The sequence below is a fragment of the Streptomyces sp. NPDC046261 genome, assembly GCF_040646235.1.
Classification (GTDB): domain Bacteria; phylum Actinomycetota; class Actinomycetes; order Streptomycetales; family Streptomycetaceae; genus Streptomyces.
Genome location: NZ_JBEYZU010000031.1, coordinates 1 through 20,828 on the forward strand (window position 1 = coordinate 1; position 20,828 = coordinate 20,828).

The window sequence follows — 20,828 nt, forward strand, 5'->3', positions numbered from 1 at the left end:
CTTCCCCGAGGACGCCGACGGCCAGCCCCACCAGCGCATCCTCGACGCGAGCGAACTCGGTCCCCTCCTCGCCACGGTCCAGGCCGACGCCTCCGAGCTCCCCGGGCTCCCCGGCCTGCTCGCCGTCGAGGCCACCCGGCCCTTCGACCTCGCCACCGACCTCCCCCTCCGCGCCCGCCTCTTCACCACCGGCCCCGACCAGCACGTACTCCTCCTCGTCATGCACCACATCGCCGGCGACGGCTGGTCGACGGCGCCCCTGATGCGGGACGTGTCGCAGGCTTACGCGGAACGCTGCCGGGGCCGGGCTCCCCAGTGGGACGCGTTGCCGGTGCAGTACGCGGACTATGCCTTGTGGCAGCGTGAACTGCTCGGCGACGAGGACGACGCCCGTAGCCTGGTCGCCCAGCAGGCCGCGTACTGGAAGGAGAAGCTCACCGGCATTCCGGAAGAGCTGCCGCTCCCGGCCGACCGGTCCCGCCCGGCGGTGGCCTCGTACCAGGGCGGTTCGGTGCCGCTGAGCCTCGATGCGGGGCTGCACAAGCAGATCGCCGAGGTCGCGCGGGAGCGGGGCGCGAGCGTGTTCATGGTGATGCAGGCGGCTCTGGCCGCTCTGCTGACGCGCCTCGGCGCGGGAACGGACATCCCGATCGGTTCCCCGATCGCGGGCCGGACCGACGACGCCCTCGACGATCTCGTCGGCTTCTTCGTCAACACCCTCGTCCTGCGCACCGACACCTCAGGCGACCCCACCTTCACGGAACTCCTGGAGCGGGTACGGGAGACGGACCTCGCCGCCTACGCCCACCAGGACCTGCCCTTCGAACGGCTCGTGGAACTCGTCAATCCCGTCCGTTCCATGGCCCGTCATCCCTTGTTCCAGGTCATGCTGGCCTTCCAGAACAACGTCACGGCCGGCCTCGACCTCCTCGGTGTCGATATCGACATCGAGCCGCTCGACCAGGTCACCGCGAAGTTCGACCTGGGGTTCACCCTGGCGGAACGTTTCTCAGGCGGCGGAAGCCCGTCCGGCATCGAGGGCCAGGTCGAGTTCGCCACGGACCTTTTCGACCGCCCGACCGTGGAGCTGCTGGCGCAGCGACTGGTGCGGCTGCTCGAAGCCGTCGTCGCCGACCCCGGTCTGCCCATCGGGCAGGTGGAGATCCTCTCGGGCGAGGAGCGGCACCAGCTCCTGACCGAGTGGAACGACACGTTCCATGAGGTTCCGCAGACAACGCTCCCCGACCTCATCGAGCAGCAGGCAGCCCGTACTCCTGACGCCACTGCCGTGGTCTTCGAGGGCACCGGTCTCACCTACGCCGAACTCAACGCCCGCGCCAACCGGCTCGCCCATCGCCTCATCAGCCAGGGCACCGGCCCCGAGCAAATCGTCGCCATCGCCCTTCCCCGCTCCACCGAGCTGATCGTCGCGCTCCTGGCGGTCCTCAAGGCCGGCGCGGCGTACCTGCCCGTCGACCCGGATTACCCGGCCGACCGCATCGCCTACATGCTCGCCGACGCGAACCCCACCTGCGTCATCACCGACACGCACACGCGCCCCGTCGTCGCATCCACCACCACTCCCGTGATCGTCCTCGACGATCATCACGAATCGGGCGACGCCGACGAGAACCTCACCAGGACCCTGCGTCCCGGCCATCCCGCGTACGTCATCTACACCTCCGGCTCCACCGGCCGCCCCAAGGGCGTGGTCATCCCGCACAGCGGCATCGTCAACCGCCTGCTGTGGATGCAGGCACGCTACGAACTCACCCCCGACGACCGCGTCCTGCAGAAAACACCCTCCAGCTTCGACGTCTCGGTCTGGGAGTTCTTCTGGCCCCTGATCACCGGCGCCCGCCTCGTCGTCGCCAAGCCCGACGGGCACAAGGACCCCGCCTACCTCACCGCTCTCATCCGCGAGCAGCAGGTCACGGTCACCCACTTCGTGCCATCCATGCTCCAGACCTTCCTCACCCACCCCAACGCCGGGCACTGCTCCACACTCCGCCACGTCTTCGCCAGCGGCGAAGCACTCCCCCACACCGTCCAAGCCCAGTTCCACCGGGCCCTGGCCACCACCCCGCTCCACAACCTCTACGGCCCCACAGAAGCATCCGTCGACGTCACCGCATGGCAATGCCACACCGAGGACGACGACGTCACCACCGTCCCCATCGGCACCCCCATCTGGAACACCCGCGTCTACGTCCTCGACGACCGGCTGCAGCCCGTCCCGCCCGGCACCCCCGGCGAGCTCTACCTCGCCGGCACCGGACTCGCCCACGGCTACCTCAACCGGCAAGCCCTGACGGCGGAACGGTTCGTAGCCGACCCCTTCACCGGCACCGGTGCCCGCATGTACCGCACCGGCGACGTCGTACGCCACCGCACCGACGGGACCCTCGAATACCTCGGCCGTGCCGACGACCAGGTCAAGATCCGCGGCTTCCGCATCGAACTCGGCGAAATCGAGGCCGCACTGGCCGCACAGCCGAACGTGGCCCACGCCGCCGCCGTCGTCCGCGAGGACCGCCCCGGCGACAAACGACTCGTCGCCTACATCGTCCCCAAGAGCACCACTGACCTCTCCCCCGACACCCTCCGCACAGCCATAGCCAGGCACCTGCCCGACTACATGGTGCCCAGCACCGTCCTCACCCTCGACGCGCTCCCCCTCACCCCCAACGGAAAACTCGACCGCAAGGCCCTCCCCGCACCCGACTACACAACCCTCACCACCGGCCGCAAACCCCGCACCCCCCACGAAGAAACCCTCTGCAACCTCTTCGCCGAAGTCCTCGGCCTCGACACCGTCGGCATCGACGACAACTTCTTCGACCTCGGCGGCCACTCCCTCCTCGCCACCCGCCTCATCAGCCGCATCCGCACCACCCTCGGCACCGAACTCGCCATCCGCACCCTCTTCGAAACCCCCACCGTCGCCGCCCTCGCCGACCAGCTCTCCGACAGCGCACCCGTACGCCCCGAGCTGGCCCCTGCCATACGGCCCGAGAAGCTGCCGCTGTCCTTCGCACAGCGCCGCCTGTGGCTCATGAGCCGGCTCGAGGGAGCGAACGCCACCTACAACATCCCCATGGCGGTCCGTCTCTCCGGCCCCCTCGACACCGAGGCGCTCAAGGCGGCCCTGGCCGACGTCATCGGGCGTCACGAGAGTCTGCGCACGGTCTTCCCCGAGGACACCGACGGCCAGCCCCACCAGCACGTGTTGCAGCCTGGCCGGGCCGCCGAGCTCCTCGCCTTCACCCAGGCCGAGGTCAGCGCCGGGCCGGACCTGTCCGCAGCCCTCCACGAGAACGCGGGATGCCGGTTCGATCCTGCCCTCGATCTGCCGCTGCGGGCATGGTTGTTCACCAGCGCTCCGGACGAGCACGTCCTCCTCCTCGTCATGCACCACATCGCCGGCGACGGCTGGTCGCTGGCGCCCCTCGCCCAGGACCTGTCCACCGCCTACACCGCGCGGAGCGTGGGCGAGGCACCCGCGTGGGCGGCACTTCCCGTGCAGTACGCGGACTACACCCTCTGGCAGCGCGAACTCCTCGGCGACGAGAACGACCCCGAGAGCCTGATCGCGCAGCAGACCGCGTACTGGCAGCAGACGCTCGCCGGTGTTCCCGAGGAGCTGGCGCTGCCCTTCGACCGAGCGCGTCCCGCCATCGCCTCGCACCAGGGCGGCTCGGTGCCACTGATGCTGGACGCGCAGTTGCACGCACGGATCGTCGAACTGGCCCGTGCGCAGGGCACGAGTGTCTTCATGCTGATGCAGGCCGCTCTCGCGGCCCTGCTCACCCGCCTCGGCGCCGGCGAGGACGTCCCCATCGGTTCCCCGATCGCCGGGCGGACCGACGACGCCCTCGACGACCTCGTCGGCTTCTTCGTCAACACCCTCGTCCTGCGCACCGACACCACCGGCAACCCCACCTTCACGGAACTCCTGAAGCGCGTCCGCGAGACCGACCTCGCCGCCTACGCCCACCAGGACCTGCCCTTCGAACGGCTCGTGGAGCTCCTCAACCCCGTCCGTTCCCTGGCCCGCCACCCCCTCTTCCAAGTCATGCTGGCTCTGCAGAACAACATGGAGGCGGGCCTGGACCTCCCGGGCGTCGACTTCGGCATCGAGCCCCTCGACCTGACCACCGCGAAGTTCGACCTCGGCTTCACCCTGACGGAACGTTTCACTGCCGATGGCGCCCCCGCAGGCATGGACGGCTACACCGACTACGCAACCGACCTGTTCGACCGCTCCACCGTGGAGGCGCTGTCGCGCCGCCTGGTCCGGATGCTCGAAGCCGTCGTCACCGACCCCGCCCTGCCCATCGGCCAGGTGGAGATCCTCTCCGACCACGAGCGGCACCAGCTCCTGACCGAGTGGAACGACACCCACCACGACACACCGCAGACCACACTCCCCGAGCTCTTCGAGCAGCAGGCAGCCCGCACCCCGGACGCCACCGCCGTACTGTTCGAAGGCACCGGCCTCACCTACGCCGAACTCAACGCCCGGGCCAACCGGCTCGCCAACCACCTCGTCAACCAGGGCACCGGCCCCGAGCACATCGTGGCCGTGGCCTTGCCCCGTTCGCCCGAGCTGGTCGTCTCGCTCCTGGCGGTACTCAAGGCCGGCGCGGCTTACCTCCCCGTCGACCCCGACTACCCCGCCGACCGCATCGCCTACATGCTCGCCGACGCAAACCCCACCTGCGTCATCACCGACACACACACGCGCCCCATCGTCGGATCCACCACCACTCCCGTGATCGTCCTCGGTACTGACGAGACGGGCGACGCCGACGACAACCCGGCCCGGACGACCCTGCGCCCCGACCACCCCGCCTACGTCATCTACACCTCCGGCTCCACCGGCCGCCCCAAGGGCGTGGTGATCCCGCACAGCGGCATCGTCAACCGCCTGCTGGCGATGCAGGCGCGGTACGGACTCACCCCGGACGACCGGGTGCTCCAGCAGTTGCCGTCGAGCTTCGACGGCTCGGTACGCGAGCTGTTCTGGCCGCTGATCACCGGGGCGGTGACGGTTCTCGCCAAGCCGGACGGTCACAAGGACCCGGCGTACATATGCGCGCTGATCCGTGACAGCAAGGTGACGATCGCCGGTTTCCCGGCCTCGATGCTGCAGGCGTTCCTCACTGCGCGGGGCGTGGGTGAATGCACCTCGCTGCGCCATGTGTTCGTGGGCGCGGAGGCGGTTCCCTCGTCGCTGCAGACGGAGTTCTTCAAGGCGCTCGACGTACCTCTGCACAACGTCTACGGGCCGACGGAGACGACCGTCGACATGACGGAATGGGAGTGCCGGGACGAGGGCCGGGCCGACGTCTCGGTCCCGATCGGCGCGCCGATCCGGAACACCCGGGTGTACGTGCTCGACGGCGGTCTCCGCCCGGTGCCCGTGGGCGTCGCGGGCGAGCTGTACATCGCGGGCGTGGGCCTGGCCCGGGGGTACCTCGGGCGCCCCGGCCTGACCGCGGACCGGTTCGTGGCCGAGCCGTTCGGTGGCCCGGGCGAGCGGATGTACCGGACCGGTGATGTGGTGCGCCGGCGCGCCGACGGAAATCTGGAGTACGTGGGCCGGGCCGACGACCAGGTCAAGATCCGCGGCTTCCGCATCGAACTCGGCGAGATCGAGGCCGTTCTCGCCGTGCAGCCGCAGGTCGCCCACGCGGCTGTCGTCGCACGCGAGGACCGGCCCGGCGACAAGCGGCTCGTCGCCTACGTCGTCCCTGCCGGCGATGCTCGTCCGGCGCCGGACGAGCTGCGCGCGGCGGTGGCCGGGCGGCTGCCGGACTACATGGTTCCGGCCGCGGTCATGGTGCTGCCCGCCCTGCCGTTGTCGCCGAGCGGGAAGCTCGACCGCAAGGCCCTGCCCGCTCCCGATTTCCACTCGCTCTCCACCGGACGCCGTCCCCGCACACCGCAGGAGGAGATCCTGTGCGGGCTGTTCGCGGACGTCCTCGGCCTGGAGCGGGTCGGCATCGACGACAACTTCTTCGATCTCGGCGGGCACTCCCTCCTCGCCACGCGCCTGGTCAGCCAGGTGCGGGCGACGCTCGGTGTCGAGCTGGAGATCCGCGAACTCTTCGAGGCGCCGACGGTGGCCGGTCTCGCCGGGCGGCTCCCGGCGTCCGGCCAGGCCGCCCGGCGTCCGGCGCTGCGGCGGATGCGCAGGCCCGACTGACGGAGTGACGCCCGACAAAGCGATGGTTCGTTCCGGGTGCCGGCGAAACGGCACCGAGGCTGTTTGCCGTTTTGTATTGCCCTTTGGGCCCGCGCTCGGCGGGGGTTCCAAAATGAAGGAGATGACATGATTCCTTTGTCGTTCGCGCAGCGGCGGTTGTGGTTCATCAGCCGGCTGGAGGGCCCGAGCGCCACGTACAACGGGCCGCTCACGGTGCGTATGTCCGGCGTGCTGGACCACGACGCCCTGCAGGCGGCCCTGGGTGATGTCGTCGACCGGCACGAGAGCCTGCGGACCGTGTTCCCCGAGGGGCCGGACGGGGAGCCTCATCAGCGGATACTGGGGCAGGCGGAGGCAGCGGGGCTGCTGGGGTTCGTCAGGGCGGAGGTCGCCGACGAGCAGGAGCTGGCGTCGGCGCTGGAGCGTGGGGCGCGCTGCGAGTTCGATCTGGCGCGCGACCTGCCCGTGCGTGCCTGGCTGTTCAGCAAGGGCACGGAGGAGCACGTCCTGCTGCTGGTGCTGCACCACATCGCCGCGGACGGCTGGTCCATGGCGCCCCTGGCGCGGGACCTGTCCACGGCGTACGCGGCGCGGAGGGAGGGCCGGGCGCCCTCATGGGACGAACTGCCGGTGCAGTACGCGGACTACACGCTCTGGCAGCGTGAACTCCTCGGCGACGAGAACGACCCCGAGAGCGTCATCTCCAACCAGGTCACGTACTGGCGGAAGGCGCTGGAGGGCCTTCCGGAGGAGCTGCGGCTGCCTTTCGACCGGGCGCGCCCTGCCATGGCCTCCCACGAGGGCGGTTCGGTGCCGCTGGTGGTGGACGCGCAGTTGCACGCACGGATCGTCGAACTGGCCCGTGCGCAGGGCACGAGTGTGTTCATGGTGATGCAGGCCGCCCTCGCGGCCCTGCTCACCCGTCTCGGCGCGGGGACGGACGTCCCCATCGGCTCGCCCATCGCCGGGCGGACCGACGTCGCGCTGGACGATCTCGTCGGCTTCTTCGTCAACACCCTCGTCCTGCGTACGGACACCTCAGGCGACCCCACGTTCCGGCAGCTCCTGGGGCGCGTCCGGGAGACGGACCTCGCGGCCTACGCCCACCAGGACCTTCCGTTCGAGCGGCTCGTGGAGCTGCTCAACCCGGCCCGTTCCATGGCCCGTCATCCCTTGTTCCAGGTCATGCTGGCCTTCCAGAACAACACCGCGGCCGGCCTCGACCTCCCCGGCGTCGACGTCGGGATCGAGCCGCAGGCGATCGTGGCCGCCAAGTTCGACCTCGGGTTCCACCTCGGTGAGTCCTTCACCGCGGGCGGCAGCCCGGCGGGTGTCGAGGGCCATGTGGAATACGCCTCCGATGTCTTCGACCCCGCGACCGTGGAGCTGTTGGCGCAGCGACTGGTGCGGTTGCTCGAGGCCGTCGTAGCGGATCCCGACCGGCCCATCGGGCAGGTGGAGATCCTCTCGGGCGAGGAGCGGCACCAGCTCCTGACCGAGTGGAACGACACGTTCCATGAGGTTCCGCAGACCACGCTCCCCGACCTCATCGAGCAGCAGGCGGCCCGTACGCCTGACGCCACTGCCGTGGTCTTCGAGGGCACCGGCCTCACCTACGCCGAGCTCAACAGCCGGGCCAACCGGCTGTCCCATCGCCTCATCAGCCAGGGCACGGGCCCCGAGCAGATCGTCGCGATCGCCCTGCCCCGTTCGCCCGAGCTGGTCGTCTCGCTCCTGGCGGTACTCAAGGCCGGCGCGGCCTACCTCCCCGTCGACCCGGACTACCCAGCCGACCGCATCGCCCACATGCTCGGCGACGCGAACCCCACCTGCGTCATCACCGACACGCCCACGCGCCCCGTCGTCGCGTCCACCACCACTCCCGTGATCGTCCTCGACGATCATCACGAATCGGGCGACGCCGGCGAGAACCCCACCAGGAACCTGCGTCCCGGCCATCCCGCGTACGTCATCTACACCTCCGGCTCCACCGGCCGCCCCAAGGGCGTGGTCGTCCCGCACAGCGGCATCGTCAACCGCCTGCTGTGGATGCAGGCACGCTACGAACTCACCCCCGACGACCGCGTCCTGCAGAAGACACCCTCCAGCTTCGACGTCTCGGTCTGGGAGTTCTTCTGGCCCCTGATCACCGGCGCCCGCCTCGTCGTCGCCAAACCCGACGGACACAAGGACCCCGCCTACCTCACCGCTCTCATCCGCGAGCAGCAGGTCACGGTCACCCACTTCGTGCCGTCCATGCTCCAGACCTTCCTCACCCACCCCGACGCCGGGCACTGCTGCACGCTTCGCCACGTCTTCGCCAGCGGCGAAGCACTCCCCCACACCGTCCAAGCCCAGTTCCACCGGGCCCTGGCCACCACCCCGCTCCACAACCTCTACGGCCCCACCGAAGCATCCGTAGACGTCACCGCATGGCAATGTCACACCGAGGACGACAACGTCACCACCGTCCCCATCGGCACCCCCATCTGGAACACCAGCGTCTACGTCCTCGACGACCGGCTGCAGCCCGTACCGCCCGGCACCCCCGGCGAGCTCTACCTCGCCGGCACCGGACTCGCCCACGGCTACCTCAACCGCCCCACCCTCACAGCAGAACGGTTCGTAGCCAACCCCTTCGACACCACCGGCACCGGTGCCCGCATGTACCGCACCGGCGACGTCGTACGCCACCGCACCGACGGGACCCTCGAATACCTCGGCCGCACCGACCACCAAGTCAAACTCCGCGGCTTCCGCATCGAACCCGGCGAAATCGAAGCCGCGCTCACCGCTCAACCCCACGTCGCCCAGGCCGCTGTGCTGGTGCGCGAGGACATGCCGGGTGACCAGCGCCTGGTCGCCTATGTCGTCCCCGACAGCGGGACCACCCTGGAACCGCAGACGCTGAACGCGGCCGTCGCCGAGCGGCTCCCCGACTACATGGTGCCCAGCACCGTCCTCACCCTCGACGCGCTCCCCCTCACCCCCAACGGAAAACTCGACCGCAAGGCCCTCCCCGCACCCGACTACACAACCCTCACCACCAACCGCAAACCCCGCACCCCCCAGGAACAGGTCCTCTGCGCGCTCTTCGCCGAAGTCCTCGGCCTCGACACCGTCGGCATCGACGACAACTTCTTCGACCTCGGCGGCCACTCCCTCCTCGCCACCCGCCTCATCAGCCGCATCCGCACCACCCTCGGCACCGAACTCGCCATCCGCACCCTCTTCGAAACCCCCACCGTGGCCGGCCTCGCCGACCAGTTCTCCGACAGCACGGACGAGGCGCACCCGCCGCTGGTGCCGGCCGAAGTCCGGCCCGAGAAGCTGCCGCTGTCCTTCGCACAGCGCCGGCTGTGGTTCATCAGCCGCCTCGAAGGCACCGACGCGACCTACAACATGCCCCTCGCCGTCCGCCTCACCGGCACCCTCGACGTACAGGCACTGCACACAGCCCTCCACGACGTCGTGACCCGGCACGAGAGCCTGCGCACCGTCTTCCCCGAGGACGCCGACGGCCAGCCCCACCAGCGCATCCTCGACGCGAGCGAACTCGGTCCCCTCCTCGCCACGGTCCAGGCCGACGCCTCCGGGCTCCCCGGGCTCCCCGGCCTGCTCGCCGCCGAGGCCACCCGGCCCTTCGACCTCGCCACCGACCTCCCCCTCCGCGCCCGCCTCTTCACCACCGGCCCCGACCAGCACGTACTCCTCCTCGTCATGCACCACATCGCCGGCGACGGCTGGTCCATGGCGCCGCTGGCCAAGGACCTGTCCACCGCCTACGCCGCGCGTCTTGAGGGCCGGGCGCCCGCGTGGACGGCGCTTCCGGTGCAGTACGCGGACTACACGCTCTGGCAGCGTGACCTCCTCGGCGACGAGAACGACCCCGAGAGTCTGATCTCCCGGCAGCTCGCCCACTGGCAGGAGACCCTCGCCGGTGCCCCCGAGGAGCTTCAGCTCCCGGCCGACCGGCCGCGCCCGGCCGTGGCGTCGTACGAGGGCGGTACCGCCTCCTTCACGGTCGACGCCGCTGTTCACCGGGGCCTGCTGGACCTTGCCGCCGAGCACCGGTCCACGGTGTTCATGGTGATGCAGGCGGCCCTCGCGGCCCTGCTCACCCGCCTCGGCGCGGGCGAGGACATCCCCATCGGCTCGCCCGTCGCCGGCCGGACCGACGACGGGCTCGACGACCTCGTCGGCTTCTTCTCGAACACGCTGGTGTTCCGCGTCGACACGTCCGGCAGGCCGAGCTTCGCGGAGCTGCTGGAGCGGGTCCGTCAGGTGGACCTGACCGCCTTCGCGCATCAGCACGTGCCGTTCGAGCACGTGGTGGAGGCGCTGAACCCCACGCGCTCGATGGCGCGGCATCCGCTGTTCCAAGTGATGTTCGGGTTCGAGAACAACGCCGAGGCGGTGCTGGAGCTGCCGGGGCTGAGCGTCGGCATGGAGCACATCGCCGCCATCCGCTCCAAGTTCGACCTCGGTGTGCACGTCAGTGAGCAGCGGGGCGCCGACGGCGTGGCGACCGGGCTCTCGGGCAGCTTCGACTTCGCGAAGGACCTGTTCGACCAGGGCACGGTCGAGACGATGGCGCGGCGGTTCGAGCGGCTGCTGGCGGCGGTGGTCGCCGATCCGCACGCGCCGCTGAGCCGGCTGGAGGTGCTGTCCGAGGACGAGCGCCACCGGCTGCTGGTGGAGTGGAACGACACCCGGCACGAGGTACCGGCGGCGACGGTTCCGGCGTTGTTCGAGGAGCAGGTGGCCCGTACGCCCGATGCGCCGGCGCTGGTGTTCGAGGACACCGTGCTGAGCTACGCCGAGGCGAACGAGCAGGCGAACCGGCTGGCGCGGCTGCTGACCGGCATGGGCATCGGCCCGGAGCGGGTGGTGGCGCTGGCCTTCCCCCGCTCGGAGAAGATGGTCGTGGCGCTGCTGGCCGTGCTGAAGGCCGGGGCCGCCTACCTTCCCATCGACCCGGAGTATCCGGCGGAGCGCGTGGCGTTCATGCTGGAGGACGCGGCTCCGGCCTGTGTGCTGACGGTTCGGGCGGCGGCGGGTCTGCTGCCCGCCGACGGTCCCCGGCAGGTCGTGCTGGACGATCCGGCGACCGTGGCGCGCCTGGCCCGGCTCGCCGGTACGGATGTGACGGACGCGGAGCGCACGGCGCCGCTGTCCCTGGCCCACCCGGCGTACGTGATCTACACGTCCGGCTCGACGGGCCTGCCCAAGGGTGTCGTGGTCGAGCACCGCAGCCTGACGAACTACACGGTGCGGTGCTGGGACGCGTACCCCGGGGTGAAGGGCACCGTGCTGCTGCACGCGTCGTTCGCCTTCGGGGCGATCGTGACGACGCTGCACGCAGTCCTCACCGTCGGCGGTTGTGTCCGTGTGTCGGCCATCGAGAACGTCCCGGCGGCGGATTTCGGGGACTTCACCTTCCTGAAGGTCACGCCCAGCCACCTGCCGCTGCTGGCCGGCAAGCTGTCGGGCTCCTGGGCGGGGCAGCTCATGATCGGCGGCGAGGGCATCTCCGCCGAGCGGCTCCAGACCTGGCGCGAGGCCCATCCGGACGCCGCCGTGGTCAATCACTACGGTTCGACCGAGGTGACCGTGGGGTGCCTGGACAATCCGATCGGTGTCGGGCGGTCGCTCGGCGTCCAGGGTCCGGTACCGATCGGCCGGCCGATGTGGAACACCCGCGTCTACGTCCTCGACGGGGAGCTGCGTCCGGTGCCGCCGGGCATGGCGGGTGAGTTGTACGTCGCGGGCGTCCAGGTGGGGCGCGGGTACATCGGGCGCCCGGGGCTGTCCGCGGAGCGGTTCGTCGCGGATCCGTTCGGTGGTCCGGGCGAGCGGATGTACCGGACCGGGGACGTGGCCCGGTGGACGGCCGACGGCCTGATCCAGTGCCTGGGCCGCGCGGACGACCAGGTGAAGGTGCGTGGCTTCCGGATCGAGCTCGGCGAGATCGAGTCGGTGCTCGCCCAGCATCCGGGGGTCTCCCGTGCCGTGGCGCGGGTGCGCGAGGACGTCCCGGGCGACCAGCGGCTGATCGCCTACGCGGTGCCCGCGCCGGCGACCGGAACGGCGACGGGGGCGGGTTCCGGTACGGTCCCGGTCCCGCTCGATGCGCGGGAGTTGCGGGCCTACTTGATGGAGCGGTTCCCCGCGTACATGGTGCCGGCCGCCGTGGTGGTGCTGGACGCCCTGCCGTTGAACCCGAACGGCAAGCTCGACCGCAAGGCCCTGCCCGCGCCGGACTTCGACGCGCTGGCCGGGGGCCGTGAGGCGCGGACGCCGCGGGAGGAGGTGCTGTGCGCGCTGTTCGCCGAGGTGCTGGGTGTGGAGCGGGTCGGCATCGACGACAGCTTCTTCGAGCTCGGCGGTCACTCGCTGCTCGCCACGCGCCTGATCAGCCGCGTCCGTTCGGCACTGGGCGTGGAGCTCGGCATCCGGGTGCTGTTCGAGGCGCCGACCGTCGCGGGCCTGGCCGGCCGCCTGGCCGAGGGTGGGGGCGACTCCGTACGGCCGTCGCTGGTGCCGGCGGTCCGGCCCGGGCGGCTGCCGTTGTCGTTCGCGCAGCGGCGGCTGTGGCTCATCGGCCGGCTCGAGGGCCCCGGCGCCACGTACAACGTGCCCATGGCGCTCCGCCTCTCCGGGCCGCTCGACAAGGAGGCCCTCAAGGCCGCCCTGGGCGATGTCGTCGCCCGGCACGAGAGCCTGCGCACCGTATTCCCCGAGGACGCGGACGCTCAGCCCTGGCAGCGGGTGCTGGAGCCGGGTGAGGCCGCCGGGCTGTTGTCGTTCACCGAGGCCGAGGCCACCGGCGAGCGGGACCTGGGCGCGCTTCTGCGGAGGGACGCGGGCTTCGCGTTCGATCTGGCCGTCGATCTGCCGCTGCGGTTGTCGCTGTTCGCCACCGGCGCGGACGAGCATGTCCTGCTGCTCGTCATGCATCACATCGCCGGGGACGGCTGGTCCATGGCGCCTTTGGCCAAGGACCTGTCCACCGCCTACGCGGCCCGGGTCGACGGGGCGGCGCCCGACTGGGCGGCCCTGCCGGTGCAGTACGCGGACTACACGCTCTGGCAGCGTGACCTCCTCGGCGACGAGGAGAACCCCGAGAGCCTGGTCTCCCGGCAGCTCGCCTACTGGCAGGAGGCCCTCGCCGGCGTCCCCGAGGAGCTGCCCCTGCCCTTCGACCGTGGCCGGCAGGCCGTGGCGTCGCACGAGGGCGGTTCCGTGTTCTTCGGCGTCGACGCCGAGCTGCACGGGCGGATCGCGGGGCTCGCGCGGGAGCGGGGCACGAGCGTGTTCATGGTGATGCAGGCGGCTCTGGCCGCTCTGCTGACGCGCCTCGGCGCGGGAACGGACATTCCCATCGGCTCGCCCATCGCGGGCCGGACCGATGACGCCCTCGACGATCTCGTCGGCTTCTTCGTCAACACCCTCGTCCTGCGCACCGATACCTCAGGCGACCCCACCTTCACGGAACTCCTGGAGCGGGTACGGGAGACGGACCTCGCCGCCTACGCCCACCAGGACCTGCCCTTCGAACGGCTCGTGGAGGTCATCAGCCCGGTCCGGTCCATGGCGCGGCATCCGCTGTTCCAGGTCGTCCTGACGTTGCAGAACAACACCGCGGCCACCCTCGGTCTCCCCGGCGTCGACGTGGCCGTCGAGCCGCTGGGCCCGGGCGCGGCGAAGTTCGACCTGGGATTCACCCTGGCGGAACGCTTCACCGCGGACGGGGAGCCGTCCGGCATCGGGGGGCAGGTCGACTACGCCACGGACCTGTTCGACCCCGCGACCGTCGAGCTGCTGGCGCAGCGCCTGGTGCAGCTGCTCGAAGCCGTCGTCACCGACCCCGACCGGCCCATCGGGCAGGCGGAGGTCCTCTCCGACCACGAGCGGCACCAGCTCCTGACCGAGTGGAACGACACCCACCACGACACACCGCAGTCGACGCTCCCCGAGCTGTTCGAGCAACAGGCGGCCCGTACGCCCGACGCCACCGCCGTGGTCTTCGAGGGCACCGGCCTCACCTACGCCGAACTCAACGCCCGCGCGAACCGGCTCGCCCACCACCTCATCAGCACGGGCACCGGCCCCGAGCAGATCGTCGCCATCGCCCTGCCCCGCTCCGCCGAGCTGGTGGTCGCAGCCCTGGCGGTGCTCAAGGCCGGCGCGGCCTACCTGCCGATCGACCCCGACTATCCCGCCGACCGCATCGCGTACACGCTCGCGGACGCCCGGCCCGTTCGCGTCCTGACGGACGCGCGGACCGCGCCCCGCCTGCCGGGGGCCGGCCCCGACCGGGTGGTGCTGGACGATCCCGCGACCGGGACCCTCCTGCGCGGTCTGCCGCGCACCGACCCCGACCGGGAGGGGGCCCTGCGTCCCGGCCATCCCGCGTACGTCATCTACACCTCCGGCTCCACCGGCCGGCCCAAGGGCGTGGTCGTCCCGCACCAGAACGTCATACGGCTCTTCTCCACCACCCAGGACACATTCCGCTTCACCGGCGACGACGTCTGGACACTGTTCCACTCCTTCGCCTTCGACTTCTCCGTCTGGGAACTGTGGGGCCCGCTGTTGCACGGCGGCCGCCTCGTGGTCGTCCCGCACCAGACCTCCCGCACCCCCGCCGACTTCCTCCAGCTGCTGGCACGGGAGAAGGTCACCGTCCTCAACCAGACACCCACCGCCTTCCACCAACTCGCACAAGCCGACACCGAGAACCCCGCACTCGCCCAGGACCTGACGCTGCGCCTGGTCATCTTCGGCGGCGAAGCACTCGAACCCGGCCACCTCAAGAGCTGGTACGAGCGTCACCCCGACGACGCACCCGCCCTGGTGAACATGTACGGCATCACCGAAACCACCGTGCACGTCACGTGGAAGCACCTCACGCGCGAGTCGGCCACCGCCGGATCGGGCAGCCTGATCGGCCGGCGCATCCCCGACCTGAAAACGTACGTCCTGGACGACCGCCTGCGGCCGGCCCCCATCGGAGTCCCGGGCGAGCTCTACGTCGCCGGCGCGGGCCTGGCCCGCGGATACCTCAACCGCCCCGCCCTCACGGCAGAACGGTTCGTGGCCGACCCCTTCGACACCACCGGCACCGGTGCCCGCATGTACCGCACGGGTGACGTCGTACGCCACCGCACCGACGGGACCCTCGAATACCTCGGCCGTGCCGACGACCAGGTCAAAATCCGCGGCTTCCGCATCGAACTCGGCGAAATCGAAGCCGCACTGGCCGCACAGCCGAACGTGGCCCACGCCGCCGCCGTCGTCCGCGAGGACCGCCCCGGCGACAAGCGACTGGTCGCCTACGTCGTCGCCGAGAGCGCGGATCTGTCGACGGACGCCCTCCGGGCGGCCCTCGCCGGACGTCTCCCCGACTACATGGTCCCCACCACCATCCTCACCCTCGCCACCCTCCCCCTCACCCCCAACGGAAAACTCGACCGCAAGGCCCTCCCCGCACCCGACTACACAACCCTCACCACCGGCCGCAAACCCCGCACCCCCCAGGAACAGGTCCTCTGCGGACTCTTCGCCGAGGTCCTCGGCCTGGAAACCGTCGGCATCGACGACAACTTCTTCGAGCTCGGCGGCGACAGCATCCTGTCGATCCAGCTGGTGAGCCGGGCCCGGAAGGCCGGTCTGGTCGTCTCGCCCGCGGACGTGTTCCGGTGCAAGACCGTCGAGGCGCTGTCCGCGGTCGCCGTGACCGCCGAGGCGGACGGGGTGGTGGCCGAGGATCCGCGGGAGGGCACCGGTCCCCTCGCTCCGACGCCGATCGTGCACTGGTTGCGTGAGCGTGGCGGTCCGATGGAGGGCTTCAACCAGTCCGTGATGCTGCGGGCGCCGGCCGGCCTGGGCCAGGGCCGGCTGACGGCGGCGGTGCAGGCGTTGCTGGACCATCACGACGCCCTGCGCATGCGGCTGTCCCGGGCCGGCGACGGCCGGTGGGAGCTGGAGATCGCCGAGCGGGGCGCGGTGCGTGCCGAGGCGTGTGTCCGCCGGGTCGACGTGACCGGTACGGACGCGGTGGCTCGGCGGGCGGTGACGGCCCGGGAGGCACTGGCCGCGCGGGACCGGCTGTCTCCGGACGACGGGGCGATGGTCCAGGTCGTGTGGTTCGACGCGGGTCCGCGTGAGTCCGGGCGGCTGCTGCTGGTGCTGCACCATCTGGTGGTCGACGGTGTGTCGTGGCGGATCCTGCTGACCGATCTGGAAGCCGCGTGGGCGGAGCTGGCGGCCGGCCGCAGGCCCGCACCGGAGCCGGTCGGTACGTCGCTGCGCCGCTGGGCCGACGCGCTGACGGAACTGGCCCGGGAGTCCTCGCGGGTGGCGGAGCTGACCACCTGGCGGGGCATTCTGGAGGGCGACGATCCGCTGCTGGGCGGCCGGGTGCTGGACCCGCGGGTCGATGTGGTCGGGGCGGCTCGTTCCGTGACCATGTCGCTGCCGGTGGAGGAGACCGAGGCCCTGCTGACCCGGGTGCCGGCGGCCTTCCATGCCGGGGTCAACGATGTGCTGCTGACGGGCCTGGCCCTGGCCGTGGCCGACTGGCGCCGGCGCCTGGGGCGGGGTGACGGCTCCTCGGTGCTGCTGCACCTGGAGGGGCACGGCCGGGAGGAGGCGGTGGTGGCCGGGGCCGATCTGTCCCGGACCGTGGGCTGGTTCACCAGCATCTACCCGGTGCGCCTGGACCCCGCCGTCGGTGACTGGGCCGCGGTGTGGGCCGCCGGGCCGGCCGTGGGTGACGCGCTCAAGCGGGTCAAGGAGCAGTTGCGGGCGCTGCCCGACAACGGGGTGGGCTACGGCCTGCTGCGCTACCTCAACCCGGAGACCGGGCCGGTGCTGGCCGGTCTGGCGCAGCCTCAGATCGGCTTCAACTACCTCGGCCGGTTCGCGGTGGGTGACCGGGCCGGGAGCGGTGCCCCGGATGCCGGGGACTGGCGTCCCGTCGCCGAGGACACCGGGCTGACGGGTGCCGACCCGCGCATGCCGCTGCCGCACGCGCTGTCGGTCAACGCCCTCACCGAGGACCACGCGGACGGTCCGCGGCTGAAGGTGACGTGGTCGTGGCCCCGGGAGCTGCTGGCCGAGGCGGACATGCGTGATCTGGCCGAGGCGTGGTTCCGGGCGCTGCGGGTCCTGATCGAGCACGCCCGTGATCCGGAGGCCGGCGGGCACACCCCGTCGGACGTGCCCCTGGTGTCGCTCTCGCAAGCGGACCTGGACCTGGTCCAGAAGATGTGGAGGTCGTCCAAGTGACGCCGCAGTACGGTGGCAGCGCCACTCTCACCCAGCTCACCGGCGACCTCGCCGCGCTCGTCGCGGCGGTGCGCGAGGCGGTGGCCGGCGCGTCGGGGCCGGCGTCGGCCGCGGATCTGGTGGCCGGGCGGCTGCGGCCGTTCCTCACCCGCCCGGGGCTGCTGACGGAGTCGCAGTGCGAGGGCGACCCGGCGGGTTACCGTCAGCACGTCCTGCACACGGAGCCGGACGGGAGCTTCTCCGTCGTGGCCCTGGTCTGGCTGCCGGGGCAGGAGACGCCGGTGCACGATCACGTCTCGTGGTGTGTGACCGGGGTGCATGAGGGCGAGGAGACCGAGCACCGCTACCGCGTCGTCGGTGGGGACGGCGGCGAGCGGCTGCTGGCCACCGAGGAGGTCGTCAATTCCGCCGGCGAGGCCGACGGGTTCGCGCCTCCCGGTGATATCCATGTCGTCCGCAATTCGGGTGCCACGCGCGCGATTTCCCTTCATGTGTACGGGGCGGACGTGGGCCGGCTCGGCTCGAGCATCCGGCGCGTCTATCCGCATCCCCGCGGCTGCGCGCGGTCTTGAAAACTCCCCGGCTTCGGCGGGGATCTCTGCAGGAGGTACGTCATTAATTCCGGTGATCACTACTCGCTTGTCTGCACGCGATGCGGAGCGCGGGTGGCCGATGACGGTATGCGGTCGGGCTGTGCGGTGTGCGGCGACGATTCGATGCTGCGTACGGAGTACGAGGCCGGTGGCTTCGGTGTCGATCCCGCCGCGTCCGGCGTGTTCCGGTACCGCCAGTGGCTGCCGGTGCGGCGCGAGGTGGCCGGCTCCGGCAGGCCCGCGGTGTTCCGGAGCGAGGGCCTGGGCGGCGCGCTCGGCCTGCGGGATCTGTGGATCTCCTTCAGCGGTTACTGGCCCGAGCGGCACTGCGGTATGCGTTCGGGCACGTTCAAGGAACTGGAGGCGTACACGGTCCTGGGGCGCGTTCCCGAGGACGCCGGGGTGATGGTCGTCGCCTCCGCGGGCAATACGGCGGCGGCTTTCGCGGCCGCCTGCCGCGACTACGCCTTTCCGTGCCTCCTGGTGGTTCCCGAGCGTGCTGTCGCGGGCCTGGCCGTCGCCGGGGAGGTCGGGGAGCACGTCAAGGTGGTGGCGCTGGAGGGTGCCACGTACAACCAGGCGATCACCTACAGCCGGCGGCTGGTCGCGTCCTCGCCCGAGTTCTTCGCGGAGGGCGGCGTCCGTAACGTCGGGCGCAGGGACGGTCTGGCCGTGGTGGCGCTGACCGCGTACGAGGAGATGGGCCGGCTGCCGGACTTCTACTTCCAGGGGGTCGGCAGCGGGGCCGGTGCGATAGCGACGTACGAGGCGGCCGACCGCATCATCGGCGCGTCGCCGGCGTCCGCCGGCGGCGGTGGTGAGGTGATGCCGCGCCTGTTCCTGTGCCAGAACGCGGAGTTCGCGCCGCTCCACGAGGCGTGGACCGGTGCGGAGGGGGCCGGGGCCGCACACCCGGAGGGTCAGCGGCAGGTGCTCGCGCCGGAGCTGGTCAATGCCACGCCGCCCTTCGCCGTGGCCGGGGGTGTGCGCGACATCCTGACGCACAGTTCGGGTGAGATGTGCGTCGCCGACCGTGCGTCGGCACTGGCCGCGTCGGCGTTGTTCGAGGAGTGGGAGGGCGTGGACATCGAGCCGGCCGCGGCGGTGGCCGTGGCCTGTCTGCGGGACGCCGTTCTCGACGGCCGTGTGCCGGCCGACGCCCGGGTCCTGCTCAATGTGACGGGCGGCGGGCGGCGCCGTTCCTTCGCGGCGCTGGGCGGCGCCTCCCACCGCCTCGACCTGCGGACGGCGCATCCCGACAGTGCGCCGGAAGCCCTCTCGTCCGACATCCTCAGTTCCTTCTCGAAGGAGGCCCGACGTGTTCAGCTCATCTGAGACTCTTCTGCACGCCCTGGATCTGCACGGTTCGCTGGGTTCGCCGGTGAGCGAATCGATGAATTTCCTCAACGAGGTGGCCCACCGGTATCCCGATGCCATCTCGCTGGCGGCCGGGCGGCCCTACGAGGGTTTCTTCGACCTCGACGCCGTCCCGCGCTATCTCGACGTCTTCCGCCGGCATCTGACGTCCGAGCTGGGCGGCGACGAGGCGGCGGTGACCCGCACGATCCTGCAGTACGGGCGGACCAAGGGCATCATCCACCACCTGATCGCCGAGCATCTGCGGGTGGACGAGGGCATCACCGCCGATCCGGAGTCGATCGTGGTGACGGTCGGCTGTCAGGAGGCCCTGTACCTGACGCTGCGCGCCCTGCGCAGGACCGAAAACGACGTGCTGCTGGCGGTGGCGCCCACCTATGTGGGGGCGTACGGGGCGGCGCAGCTCGTGGACATGCCGGTGCTGCCCGTCCGGGAGTCGGGCGAGGGCATCGACCTGGACGATCTGGTGGCCGTGGTGGAGCGGGCCAGGGCGGCGGGGCAGAATCCCCGTGCGCTGTATGTGATCCCGGACTTCGCGAACCCCAGCGGTGCCAGCCTGAGCCGGCGGACGCGGCTGGAGCTGCTGCGGATCGCGCAGGAGCACGACTTCCTCGTCCTTGAGGACAATCCGTACGGTCTCTTCGGCGACGGTTCCGCGCTGCCGACGCTGAAGTCGCTGGACCGCGGCGGACGCGTGGTCTATCTGGGCTCGTTCGCCAAGACGGGCATTCCGGGTGCGCGGGTGGGCTTCGCCGTGGCCGGTCAGCGGGTGGCGGTGGCGGGCGGCGGGACGGAGAGCCTCGCCGACCAGCTCGCGAAGGTCAAGAGCATGCTGACCGTGAACACCTCGCCCATCGCGCAGGCGGTCATCGGCGGGAAGCTGCTGGAGAACGGGTGCAGCCTGCGCACGGCGAACGAGCGGGAGATCCGCACGTACCAGGACAACCTCCGCCGGATGCTCAAGGGGCTCTCCGAGCGCTTCGGCGGCGGGGAGGCTCCCGGGGTCTCCTGGAACGTGCCGGCCGGCGGCTTCTTCCTGGTCGTCACGGTGCCCTTCCCGGCCGGCGACGACCTGCTGGAGCTCAGCGCGCGGCGCCACCGGGTGCTGTGGACGCCGATGCACCACTTCTACGCCGACTCCCGGCCCCGCGATCAGATCCGGCTGTCCTTCAGCCATCTGCGGGCGCCGGAGATCGAGGCGGGTCTGGACCGGCTCGCGGACTTCGTCCGTGAGCAGTCCACCGCACGTTAGTTCCTGACATACCACCAAGAGCACACCGCCAAGAGCACACCACCGAGAGCGCGAGATCAGCGCGACGCGATCAAGAGGAGCCATGGAACACTACATTCCG

Annotated in this window: 5 protein-coding genes; all 5 read left to right on the forward strand. The window is 71.0% G+C overall.

Annotated elements, in window-relative coordinates; all coding sequences use genetic code 11:
- Positions 1-6,211 (forward strand): amino acid adenylation domain-containing protein (locus tag ABZ956_RS29525; protein ID WP_361900215.1); only part of this gene is annotated, 6,211 nt, incomplete at its 5' end.
- Between the two features lie 126 nt (positions 6,212-6,337).
- Positions 6,338-17,506, forward strand: coding sequence for an amino acid adenylation domain-containing protein (locus tag ABZ956_RS29530; protein ID WP_361900218.1), 11,169 nt, complete (start codon positions 6,338-6,340; stop codon positions 17,504-17,506).
- Positions 17,503-18,078, forward strand: a complete 576-nt coding sequence (locus ABZ956_RS29535) for a cysteine dioxygenase family protein (RefSeq protein ID WP_361900221.1) — start codon at positions 17,503-17,505, stop codon at positions 18,076-18,078. The genes ABZ956_RS29530 and ABZ956_RS29535 overlap by 4 nt, the downstream gene beginning before the upstream one ends.
- 42 nt (positions 18,079-18,120) lie before the next feature.
- Positions 18,121-19,434 carry a cysteate synthase gene (locus tag ABZ956_RS29540; protein ID WP_361900287.1) on the forward strand — a complete coding sequence of 438 codons (1,314 nt, stop codon included), beginning with the start codon at positions 18,121-18,123 and terminating at the stop codon, positions 19,432-19,434.
- Between the two features lie 58 nt (positions 19,435-19,492).
- Entirely contained in the window at positions 19,493-20,728 is a 1,236-nt protein-coding gene (locus ABZ956_RS29545) for a PLP-dependent aminotransferase family protein (RefSeq protein ID WP_361900290.1), read from the forward strand.
- Positions 20,729-20,828: the final 100 nt, after the last annotated feature.